Annotated in this window: 10 protein-coding genes; 5 read left to right on the forward strand and 5 right to left on the reverse strand. The window is 52.8% G+C overall.

The features are described from left to right. Positions 1-2: 2 nt before the first annotated feature. On the reverse strand, positions 3-3,101 hold the full coding sequence (locus RBH33_RS03905) for a TonB-dependent receptor (protein WP_306730823.1): 3,099 nt from the start codon (positions 3,099-3,101) through the stop codon (positions 3-5). A gap of 351 nt (positions 3,102-3,452) precedes the next feature. Between RBH33_RS03905 and RBH33_RS03910 the strand changes: the two genes are divergently transcribed. Together RBH33_RS03910 and RBH33_RS03915 are read left to right on the forward strand one after the other, a co-directional pair. Further along, positions 3,453-4,985: an FG-GAP-like repeat-containing protein gene (locus tag RBH33_RS03910; RefSeq protein ID WP_306730824.1), complete on the forward strand. Its 1,533-nt coding sequence runs from the start codon at positions 3,453-3,455 to the stop codon at positions 4,983-4,985. Positions 4,986-5,073: 88 nt separating this feature from the next. Next, positions 5,074-5,571, forward strand: coding sequence for a TspO/MBR family protein (locus RBH33_RS03915; protein WP_306730825.1), 498 nt, complete (start codon positions 5,074-5,076; stop codon positions 5,569-5,571). Here the strand turns inward: RBH33_RS03915 and RBH33_RS03920 are convergent. The 4 genes from RBH33_RS03920 to RBH33_RS03935 form a co-directional block, all read right to left on the reverse strand. Beyond that, on the reverse strand, positions 5,560-6,612 hold the full coding sequence (locus tag RBH33_RS03920; RefSeq protein ID WP_306730826.1) for an alpha/beta fold hydrolase: 1,053 nt from the start codon (positions 6,610-6,612) through the stop codon (positions 5,560-5,562). The two genes, RBH33_RS03915 and RBH33_RS03920, sit on opposite strands and share 12 nt — an antisense overlap. Before the next feature lie 49 nt (positions 6,613-6,661). Beyond that, a complete protein-coding gene (locus tag RBH33_RS03925; RefSeq protein WP_306730827.1) occupies positions 6,662-7,411 on the reverse strand; it encodes a CPBP family intramembrane glutamic endopeptidase in 750 nt (249 codons plus the stop codon). Between the two features lie 240 nt (positions 7,412-7,651). Next, positions 7,652-8,791 (reverse strand): NAD(P)-binding domain-containing protein, encoded by a 1,140-nt coding sequence (locus RBH33_RS03930; protein ID WP_306730828.1) that lies wholly within the window; start codon positions 8,789-8,791, stop codon positions 7,652-7,654. A 104-nt stretch (positions 8,792-8,895) separates the two neighbouring features. After that, positions 8,896-9,588 carry a winged helix-turn-helix transcriptional regulator gene (locus RBH33_RS03935; protein WP_306730829.1) on the reverse strand — a complete coding sequence of 231 codons (693 nt, stop codon included), beginning with the start codon at positions 9,586-9,588 and terminating at the stop codon, positions 8,896-8,898. A 200-nt stretch (positions 9,589-9,788) separates the two neighbouring features. Between RBH33_RS03935 and RBH33_RS03940 the strand changes: the two genes are divergently transcribed. From RBH33_RS03940 to RBH33_RS03950, 3 genes are read left to right on the forward strand one after another with little or no spacing between them, the layout of a single operon-like run. Beyond that, positions 9,789-10,610, forward strand: coding sequence for an ion transporter (locus RBH33_RS03940; protein WP_306730830.1), 822 nt, complete (start codon positions 9,789-9,791; stop codon positions 10,608-10,610). Between the two features lie 59 nt (positions 10,611-10,669). After that, the gene (locus tag RBH33_RS03945; RefSeq protein ID WP_306730831.1) at positions 10,670-11,194 is read left to right on the forward strand and encodes a hypothetical protein; all 525 of its coding nucleotides are present in this window, start codon (positions 10,670-10,672) and stop codon (positions 11,192-11,194) included. A 2-nt stretch (positions 11,195-11,196) separates the two neighbouring features. Further along, entirely contained in the window at positions 11,197-11,409 is a 213-nt protein-coding gene (locus tag RBH33_RS03950; protein WP_306730832.1) for a DUF3820 family protein, read from the forward strand. Positions 11,410-11,428: the final 19 nt, after the last annotated feature.

Below are 11,428 nucleotides of genomic sequence, written 5' to 3' on the forward strand. Positions count from 1 at the left end.
GGTTAGAACGAATACCTAAAGCCCAACTGGTACCGAGCGCCCAGCTGTTCCAAGTATTGAGTCATGCGATCCGAACGCGTATGCCAACGCACGTTTTCTTCCGTGAGGTTTAGGCCTTCAAAGAAGACGCTGAGGTTGTCGTTAACATCGTAGGAAACGCTGAGATCCCACTGCTGGTAAGCGTCAACGTAAATCGGGTTGCGTGAAGAGCCCTGGTTGGTTTCACGCAAGAACTTGTCGCGCCAGTTGTACGCCAACCGAGCTTGTACGCCGTAGTTCTCGTACATAAACACAACGTTGGCGGTGTCACTCAAGCCCAAAAGCGCGAACTGGGATTCGCTGGGGTCAGCAAGATCATCAAAGCCCACGTCCCCATCCACAATGGTGTAGTTCGCCTGGATGCCGAAGCCGGTATCACCAAAGAAGTGCTGCACGGCAAACTCGGCACCGCGGATGGACGCTTTGCGTTGATTGTTGGGAAGACTGGTAAACCAGTCAACCAGCGGATCTTCATCGGTAGGCACTATGTTGTAATCAGTAGCCACCTGAACCGCGAAATTGTAATCCACCAGATTACTGTTGTCGGGGTCTACTTGGAAATCACCCGCGCCTCCGGGGAAGTCCTCAGGATTGGACAGGATAGCGGTCATCACAAACAGTGACCGGTTGTTGACCACTACACCCATGTCTTCCAATGCTTCAGCAGCGGCGTGAACGCGCGGGCCATTGCTGGGGTCACGCAGGCCGAAGTGCGTTTCATACGCTTGGGCCGTACCGATGAAGTTCTTCACGTCCTTATTAAACAAGCCGACAGAAGCGTAGCTGGCATCACCGAAGTACCATTCCAGAGACAAGTCCAGATTGGTTGATTCCAGAGGCTCCAGCGCTGGGTTACCTCGGGAAGCCGTCGGTACTGCGCCCAGGTAGGTTGGATCCCCTTGCCAGAAGTTTCCGACGTTGGCGTAGAGGCTTCCGTAGTTAGCCCGCGAAATGGTCTGACTGACGGATGCACGACCAACCAGGTCTTCACGTAAACGTATGTCGAAATCCAAGCTGGGCAGAGTATTCGAGTAGCTGGTTTCAACACTGTAGGGCATGACGTCATCGGTTTCGTAAATGGTGATCTGGAAATCGTTGCTGTCCTGCCAAGGCCGGTAGGAAGGAATACGCATTTGCGTAGTGGAAGTTACATTGGTTTCTTCGTGGCGAAGCCCCAACAATATATTGCTCTCCATGCCGCCCAGATCGAAATTGTGAGCGTACTCTACGTAGACGGCGGTGATGTCCTCATCCACGCGGTTATCGGAAGTGAAGTTTTTATCAGCCGCACAACGCCACTCTTGCTCTTGACCTGATGGGTACAATTCCACTGTCCGCTCACATAGGGCGAGCACATCAATAGCGCGCATACCATCCTGGAAGGATCCGCTCATGTCGAAATCCGTGAACGGATCCGCCATATTGAAATTGGTAATGTAATCGCTGATCTCGCCGGGATTGTTTACGCCCCAGGTACCCAAACTGACCTGCCGTGTGGAGGATTGCTGAGTCATTTCCATGGCTCTATGTTCCAAACCAAAGTTGATCTGGGATCGGTCGAACTCCTGGGTACCATCCATTCTGAATTGAGTGATGTCCATCAATTGGGCCGCGTAAAACACCCGGCCCTGTTGGGTACCAAAGTCACCTGGATCGAACAGTCCATTGGCATTGCCGCGTGTACCGCGAGTGCCATCGTCGGCCCATTCATAGTTACCCACGGGCAAGTCGCCACTGAAATCTACCCACTGCCGTGTGCCAATCGGTGCCCCCATACTGATGGCAATTTCACCACTGTCTCCGGGTCCAGTGGGTAGGTTTTCCATGCTGGAATCGTGAACATCAAAGTTCAGCGTTAGGCTATCGTTGACTTGCCAGTCAACGTTAAAGCCAATGGACTGCAAGGTGTTGGTTTGTTCACGCAGCTGCTGCTCGTAACCCATATCCTTACCGGTAAGGCGTTCGCTGTAGAACACCGGAGTCGCCACAGGGCTATTGTCAAACACGACGTGCTCAGCCGTGGAGTCATTGGCGAACCACAGAGTCCACTCACCGCGGTGCTCGCGGGTATAAACTTCGGCGAAGGTGTAGTCGGCCGTCAGGGTTACATTGTCGGCGGGTGCGAACTGGGCGGTGAGCTGTGCGTTGGTTCGCTCTCTGTGCCGATCTGAGTAGCTCCAACGGAAATCATTGGGGCGGGCGAACAGCTGACCGTCATTGGGTGGATTTTCAATGATCGCGGAAATGTCGCCGTCACCGTCTCGGGTCCAGGAATACATATTGGCATCTTGACCCTGGGCGTGGGCATCAGCATCCCAGCGGGCGATATTCCAGTTGTTGGCATGTGCACCGGCAATGCTTGAATCCCGCTCGGAGTGACTCGCGGTCAAACTCACACCGAATGTTGCGCTGTCGTTGGCCCAACTTAGGAGTCCGGATACCTCTGGCGTAACATCACTGCCTTCTCTGTTAGTGGTATCGTGCATGGCCTTGACGCTGATGGCTGCCTGATTGCTTGGGCTTTCAAGCGGACGCAAGGTCTTAATATTAATACTGGCACCGATGCCACCGGTGGGCACGCTAGCGCGGCCGGTTTTATAAACCTCTACGCCACTGACGCTCTCCGAGGCGAGATTGGAAAAATCAAAAGCCCTGGTCGCACCACCGGAGGTACCACCCGCACCGCTACCGCCGCCGTAAGTGTAGCCAGCGGGCATGGTTCTACCGTTAAGCGTGACCATATTATCCGCAGCGCCAAAACCGCGCACAGTGACTTGTGAACCTTCACCGTTCACTCGATCAACGGAGACCCCAGTAATTCTCTGCAGGGACTCGGCCAAGTTAGCATCAGGAAACTTACCCATGTCTTCCGCTGTAATGGCGTCAACAACGCCAGCGGATTCACGCTTGATATCCATGGATCGCTCCAAAGAAGCGCGAATACCAGTGACCACAATTTCTTCCAGCTCTTGAGCGTGTACAGCGGTACTGATACCGGAAAGTGAAAAAGCGGCAATGACAGCCGGCAACACTTTCTTTTTGAGATTTGGTTTATTTTGCATGACTCCTCCGCGTAATTATTTTTAATTCTCAGTGCTTTTTATCCCTTGCGGTATTGTCGAGCCAGGTAATCAGGGTGAACGGCTCAACAGCACTTAACATCCCCTTGATGTCGCTAGGGATGGTCTGTGAAATAGAGTCATTGTGTCTATATGTTATAGGTGGTAGCGAACAACTACCCCACTCTGGGCCGAATACCGATTCTTTGCCTCTCTCACCTTTTGTATCTTTTTGAAACTTGAGCACGCTACAAAGTGGTTATATCTCCACCTCCAGCCTTTCTGGAAACATTGATTTCGAAGCCGGGTTCCGACAGAATCAGTGCTACATACTAATAGAGATCAGTAAGGGCTATGAGAATTAGAATACGTACCGCTTTTGGCAGTCTCCTGATTTTTCTCTCAGCAAGCGTCGCCGCGGACAATCAACCGAAACCCATGGATACCGAAGAGATTATGGGGCTGGTTCAGCAGTACTGTGGAAGCTGTCACGCCGTGCCATCGCCGGCCCTTCTTCCCAAACACAGCTGGCCGCACGTGATCGACGCCATGGTGGAGCTGGCCCGCAACCAAACTGGAACTGAATTCATACCGCCAGAGCATGTACCTCACATCAAGGCCTTGTACTACGGCAGCAGCCCCACGGCGCTTCCGAGGCTACCCTATGTGGACAATGAGCATCCCAGTATCAGCTTCACCGCAACACCTATTGGAGCTCCTTCCGAGCTACCCCAGGTGGCGCATATCCAACCGGTGGACTTCGGTAGAGGCGGTCGAAGCTTTTTGGTTAGCGATGGAGAGACGGGTAAAGTAACACTGCTGGAGGCCCAGAAAGGGAACAATGACCAAGTACCGAAGTGGCAAGAAACCCCGCTGGCCAAGCTCACCTTTCCGGTCTCCACCCAGGCCATGGATTTTAATGGCAACGGGCGTTTGGATGTTTTGGTGGCTGATCTGGGAGTCCTACCGCCGGTTGAAGCTCTGGCCGGTAAGGTTTTTGTTCTGGAACAGGAGGAATCAGGGCAGTTTACTCAGCGTTTAATTATCGACGGTCTAGGTCGAGTCAGTGACGCCCGCGCTGTGGATATCAATAACAATGGCCGACTGGACCTGGCGGTTGCGGTTTTCGGCGGCGGCCAGGTGGGTGAAGTCTTCTGGCTGGAAAACCTGGGTGATGGCAGTTACAAAAAGAATACCCTTTTGCGGCTAAGCGGCGCCTTGAACCTCATCCCCGCCGATCTCAATGGCAACGGCAAGATGGACTTGGTTACGCTGATCGCCCAGGAGTATGAAGAAATTATCGCCTTTATCAACCAGGGTGATGGTACGTTCGAGCAGATGAGCATTGCCAATGCCGGCCACCCAATTTTTGGCATGACCAGCATGAAGGTGGCGGACCTGAATCAAAACGGCCGACCCGATCTTATCTTTACTAACGGCGATGCCTTCGACACCCAGAATGATCCAAAACCGTATCACGGCGTGCAATGGCTCGAAAACTTGGGCGACCTACAATTTGCCTATCATGATATCGGCCGCTTTTACGGCGCTGCCAACCTGGCCATCGGCGATGTGAGCGGCAACGGGCACCTGGATGTCGTGGCCAGCAGTTGGGTGAACTACTGGGACGATCCAAAACGGCAATCTCTGATCTGGTTTGAAAACGACGGCAAGCAGAACTTTCAACCCCGGCCAATCAGTGGAAATATCAAGGGGTTGGTCCCTATCGAACTGGTGGATATGACCGGCAATGGCCGACTGGATATTATTACCGGCGCCTTCCGCATGGATATACTTAATCCTAAAATTTCTGGCTGGGATGTAGACGAACAAGCTGGGCGACATCAGCGACTGTTGATGTTTACGCAAGAATACGATGCCCCTTAGATTGCCGACTGTTTCCGAGTGAATGCTATCGATTGTACGCGCTTCCTATGTACAATCATGAAACCTCAGGAAAAGTGATTGTGTTGCCATGCCTCAGTTATCAAAACAGAAACAGATTCTCGGGCTGGTCGGGTGGCTCGCGCTCAGCTTTGTCGCTTCACTAGTTGGTGCTGTGGCGTCGGTTGATGCCGGCGACTTTTACGCCCAACTAGAACGACCTGGTTGGGCACCCCCCGGAGCGGTCTTTGGTCCTGTCTGGACTATTTTGTACGCACTGATGGGTGTCGCCGCCTGGCTTGTCTGGCGTCGGGGTGGGTTTGCTGCCAACCGGCTACCCCTGAGTCTGTATTTCGCGCAGCTTATGCTAAATGCGCTGTGGAGCTGGTTGTTTTTCGCTTGGCATCTAGGAGCATGGGCCTTAGGTGACGTCCTCCTGCTGTTGGCGTTCATTTTCGCCACGCTGTTAGCCTTCTGGCGTGTGCACAAACTTGCCGGTTTATTACTTGTGCCCTACTTGTTGTGGGCCGGCTTTGCAGCCGCACTGAATTACGCTGTATGGCAGCTCAATCCGCAGTTACTGGGTTAACTCGCCGCCCTCCACCTTTCGAACTATTTGAGCTAACAAACTGTTAAATTTTTCCGGTTCTTCTATCAAGACGCCGTGTGCGGAATTATCAAAGATATGAAACTCTTTATAGGGTGCATGTAAAGCCGCAAAGTAATCCTGCGCTACAGCCATGGGCACCTGGTAGTCGTGTCGTCCGTGCGCAAAGAACACCGGCACATCGACTGTCTTTACTTCATCAATCAGGTCAATATTCGCGATCTCCTCGTACAAGTATTTCAAGGTGAAACTTTCACCCCGCGGGTAATTGATTTTATCGCGCAGAGAGTAATCACCATAGGTGAGTACGGCCCACACAAGCCGTCGATAGCTGTCAGACCGGCCGTAGAATGCGGCACCTCCATAACGGTTGACCCATTTCAACAAAATTGAAAGGTCCGACAAAGGAACCCCTTCTTCAGATAGATGGATGTCTTCCAAAGCTTGGAGTGCCTTGCGGCTTCCGGCCTCTGTTGCACGCCGTTGCACCCAGCTGTATATAATTCGTGCCTCACGCGTCGCGTGGACTGTCTGAGAAATACCAATGTACGCCGAGTAATCGGCTGGAAATTGTTCGATCAAGCGGATGCCGAGGTAGGTTCCCCAGGAATGGCCAGCGAGGAGTACTTTGTCCCGCCCGAAGCGGGACTTAAGGTACTGCGTAACCTGGTGCGCATCTTCAATAAACTGATCTACCGTCATGGTGGCAGGGTCAATGCCCGAAGAGAACGACTTGCCCGCCCCTCGTTGCTCCCACAACACAAGCACAACATGGTGATCGATATCCGGGTTCCAACGATGAATAAAGGGAGCTTCCGGCGTACCGGGGCCGCCGTGCAGGAATAGCATAACCGGCTTGGTAATATCCCGCCCGCGAATAATGAGAAATTGTTCCGCGCCGTTAATGTCGAGCTTAATCGTCTCGCTAACTCCGCCATCCATCTCCTCATTCCCGTCCAGCACTGCGCTGCCGCGTAAGTAAAACGCCGTCAGTACTCCGGCAAGAATAACGTAGATTGTCATCCGTACTTGCCTTCGCGTCATCCTGATCATTACCAGCTTGGCCTTCAGTTCACCCGAACACTAGGGGGATAGTCAACAATGAATCGCCCACCACGTTCAAAGCCACGTGCACAAATATGGCAATGTAGATACTCCGCTTTAGCCAAACCACATAAACCAAAGGCAACAACGCAATGATACGGGTAGGAACCAACCACAACGACCACAAGTGATAGATCGAAAATAGCACCACATTCATAAACGGAGCCCAGGCACCGTACCTATCAATTCGCGGCAGAAGGTAACCCCTAAAATAAAGCTCCTCAACAACCGGCACTGTGATTGAGGTAATCGCAAAGGCCAAAAACCAGGTTGCGACGACAGAACCGGGACGGTACTCATCCGGGTTCAGAGCGTAATTGCCCAAATCAAACCACGATGGCACCCAAGCAAACACCTGAGCTCTTAGTAGTTCAGCCAAAGGAGCTAAGGTGACAAATGCCAATACGGCCCAAAGTAGAGTTAATAAGGAGAAACACAGAAACCACTGCCATTTTATTTTCTCTCGAAAGTCCACAACAGGACGAGACTTATCGGTCACCGAGCTTCGCTTTGCATACCAAAGAATGCCAAGCATGATAGGCACAACGATAATGGCGTCTATAACGACTACCGCAAGGAGAACCGGAAGGCCCTGAGCGACAAAGTAAGGGCCAAGCAAAAGAAGTGCCGCCAGCAATACCGCTCCGGGGAATAGGTGCAGAAAAATCGATAAAAACAGCGAGTGCTGGTCACTGTTATGGAGCGTCGTTTCAGCCATAGAATCAACCCTCTCACATTTAACTCGCCACCCGGGGTTAGGCGCTATGGGCTCGCTAGATCAAAGAAGATATTACTTCAGTTCAGCTTTTGGGAAACAGGCTATTTAGACTCAAATTTAATCACGTCACGGCTCCACCCTTCTTGATCCATTGAATGGAGTGCCTCCACGAAAGACGCAAGCCATTGCCACAGGCGAAGTTTAAACCTATTGGTATCATGATTGACCCCAGCCCCCTCATCAGCTAGCCGCCTGGTAGGCGGCAACTTCACCCGCGATATATTTGGCATCTCTTGGCGCACCCAAAATAATTCCGGAACTGAAACTGTGCAGAAAACGCAGTCCCAAAAAATACAAACCCGGTATGGGCGTAACGCCTCGAATATGTTGAGGCTGCCACCGCTGATCAAAAATGGGCACGTCGATCCAACTGAAATCCCGTCGCCAGCCGGTGGCCCAAATAATGATGTCGGGTGATAGGCGTTTCTCGTCGGCCAAAGTCACTGCGGTTTTCTCCGCGGCGGACACTCGTTCGGCCAAAACAAAACCGCGCTCAGCAGCGAACTCCTCCAAGGGCGGTCCACAGGAGGCGTCGCCATCTTTTGCGGCCATTTTATTGGCCATGGGCGTACCCACGGGCATATCCCATACACCCAACCGTTTGAGCCACCACATGAGATCCGCTTCTAGGTGGCGCTCGGTTTCCGAAAGGGTCACGTCTGGACCATTTAAGTTCTTGTAAATCTCCAAAAACTTTTCCCCCGTCAAACGCCTGGGTAGCCGGGGGTTGCTGCCTTTAGCCAAGGTGACGGTGTGGCGCTTGGCAAGATCATCGGCAATTTGCACGCCAGAGTTACCCGAGCCCACTACCAAAATATTTGCACCGGCAGAAAACTGCTCCGGGTTGCGGTATTGGCCGGAACTGAGCTGGTGTATTCCCGCGTCCAGTTCTGTCGAGCAATGGGGAATATTGGCTGTTTGAAAAGGCCCCGCGGAGACCACCACTTGACGGGCGATCCAGTGACCTTGATCAGTGCTTACGTCAAAACGACCGTCCGCACGCCGCCCGACCCGTTCTACAGTGACGCCCAATTGCAGCGGTGTGCTGTGTGCCTCCACAAACGCTTCGTGGTAACGGATGTTGTCTTTCCGGGTGACAAATCCGTGGGGGTCGCGGCAGTCTTCCATACCAGGTAGGGAGAAGGTGATCCAATTGGGTGTGATCATATTCATATGATCCCAGCGCCGATGCCAAGACTCGGCAACGCGCTGTCCCCGCTCAAGTACCCGGTGTTCCACGCCGATGCCCTGGAGGTAATAACTTAAGGACAGGCCGCATTGACCGCCACCGATAATGATTACATCAATTTCTGTGTCCATGGCTGCCTCGCAATGTTGACGAGTAGGTCAGCGACAGAAGCCGTGCTCACTATCGCTCTCAACTTTAGATTAAGCTTCACGAGCGCGGCCAACAACTACAAAATCTATAGTAAAGGTACTGTTTTCTTTCGGGTGATATCGGCCGTCGGACTGAGTTGCAGCCAGCTGGGAAATGCGTCACACAAATGGGGAGCCCCCTGAAGGAGAAGTTTGCGCTCGCCAATAGCTTGGAGTAGGGGCAGGTCACCGAACCAGACCCAAGTAATGGTTCGACTGTCGGTCTTAACCACTAGATCAACGTCGAACCCGGGATCGGTAATACACAGCTCCATGCCCAGTCTATTACCCACCAACCAGCGACGCTGTTTAGCGGCCACTTGATCGATAAACAAGAACTCGACCACCGTGCGCTCGCGCGGTAATTTTTCCAGCTTCATACGCCGGCGCATATCCCAGACAATCAGATCCGGGTCCGCTCGATTTTCGCTCAAAGTGGCCGGTAGCCAGCGTTTACCCCAACGGGCCAGGTTCTCGATGACCGGAGCCAATTCCAAGCCCGCTTCGGTGAGCTGGTATTCGCCATGTCCTCCTTCGCCTTGGCGCTCAACAATACCGGCCGCCTGTAAGGTACTTAGGCGTTTTGAAAGCAGTGCTGGCGATATGCGCGGGACGCCTCGGTGAATATGATTGAAGCGCCGCGCACCTAGCACCACCTCCCTGAGAATCAAAGGCGTCCAGCGCTCGCCAATGATTTCCGAGGCCAGGGCCAAGGGGCAGAATTGACCGTAGTTTTGCACTGAGCAACCCTCCTCCACTGATTGACTCCACAGCATCGAGCTTAGCGCGCGGTCTGAGCCGGGGCAATGCCCGCCCTACCCCTCCCAACAGTCGCCCTGCCAGGTGCGGATTGCGCTACTTTTCAAGCCGCCTATTATCGGTTGAGCCGGGCGGCAAGCTGGTTTATGCTCCCCGCCTTAGCCCGCAACCAGAGTTTTCCATGCAAGCCACAGCCACCCTGACCTTTCGCCAACGGCTGGCGGACTGGATAGAGAGTCAAGCCTTACAGAACGCCATCATTGCGGTCATTGTCCTGAACGCCATCACCTTGGGGTTAGAAACCTCACAGACTGTGACGGCTCACATCGGCGGCTTGCTGATACGGATTGAACAGGCAGTGCTAGCCATTTTTGTGGTGGAAATCGCCATTAAACTGATTGCCTTTGGACCGCGCTTTTTCCGCAGCAGTTGGAATATCTTCGATTTCGTCATTGTCGGCATTGCCCTGGTACCCGCCTCCGGGCCTTTCGCGATACTCCGCGCCTTGCGCATTCTTCGGGTGCTGCGCTTGTTAACCAAGATTGAGCGCCTGCGGCACATTATTGAATCCCTACTGAAAGCCATTCCCAGTATCGGTTGGATCGTGTTCTTGCTGTTGATGGTTTTCTATATTTTTGCGGTTATGGGAACCCAACTTTTCGCGGCCTCGTTCCCCGATCAGTTTGGCCACTTGGGCCGTACTCTCTATTCACTCTTTCAGATTATGACCCTGGAGAGCTGGTCTCAGGAAATCTCCCGGCCAGTGATGGCGGTATACCCTTACGCCTGGCTGTACTTTGTCACCTTCATTCTGATTACCGCTTTCGTCGTCCTCAACCTTTTTATCGGTATTATTGTCAGTACCATGCAGGAAAAACATTACGACGAGGAGTCCCAGCGGTTAGCAGCCCGGGAGGAACGAGCACACAAAGAGCGGGAAGAAATGCTACTGCTGATACGGGACATCAGCGACCGCTTACAGCGTATGGAAGAGAAGAAGTAGCTCAACTTTAAGGCCAGGCCTAGAAAAAAAATAATTCTGACTCTGAAAGGAGAATCAAAATGAGTATTCGCGCTGTTTTGTACCTGAGTCTCGCTATCCTTAGCTCCCCCTTAGCGGCCACTGAGACCGGCCTCCGTGAAACGCACCCGCTACACATGCATGCGTTTGAACAATTGCTGTCATTCGAAGGAGACTGGATTGACGTGGACGGCACGCTCGGCATGAAAGACGAAGTTGCAGTGACTTATCGGGTGACATCCAATCGCAGCGCGGTCATTGAAAGCATTTTTGTCGGTAAACCCTATGAAATGGTGACGGTGTTCCACCGAGACCAGGATCAAATTGCCCTTACCCATTATTGTTCCCTTGGCAACCAGCCACAGATGCTCTCTATCGAACCTAACCAGCTGGAGTTTTCTCTCAGTGGCGGCTCGGGCTTTGATCCTGAGCACGACCGCTACATGCATTCGCGCCGTATGCGCGCCCTATCGGAACACGAGCTTGAAGGCGAGTGGCAGGAACACATTCAGGGCGCTGCCACGGACGAGCTACACAAACAGTACCGACTAAGACGAGTACGCTAGCTGTGGAACAGAATGATCTGGCAGAGGCCATCGAACAAGTCATGCCTTTCGGAAAATACAAAGGGCGGAAATTACTAGAGCTGCCTGAACCTTACCTAGTGTGGTTTCACCGGCAGGGTTTTCCCGACAATAATCTTGGCCGCCAGTTGGCCCTGATGTACGAAATTAAACTGAATGGACTGGAAACCCTGTTCCAGCGCCAGCCCACGCGTTAACTCGATGCTTGCTTCACGT

Source organism: Marinimicrobium hydrolyticum, assembly GCF_030848505.1.
GTDB lineage: Bacteria > Pseudomonadota > Gammaproteobacteria > Pseudomonadales > Cellvibrionaceae > JAVDDU01.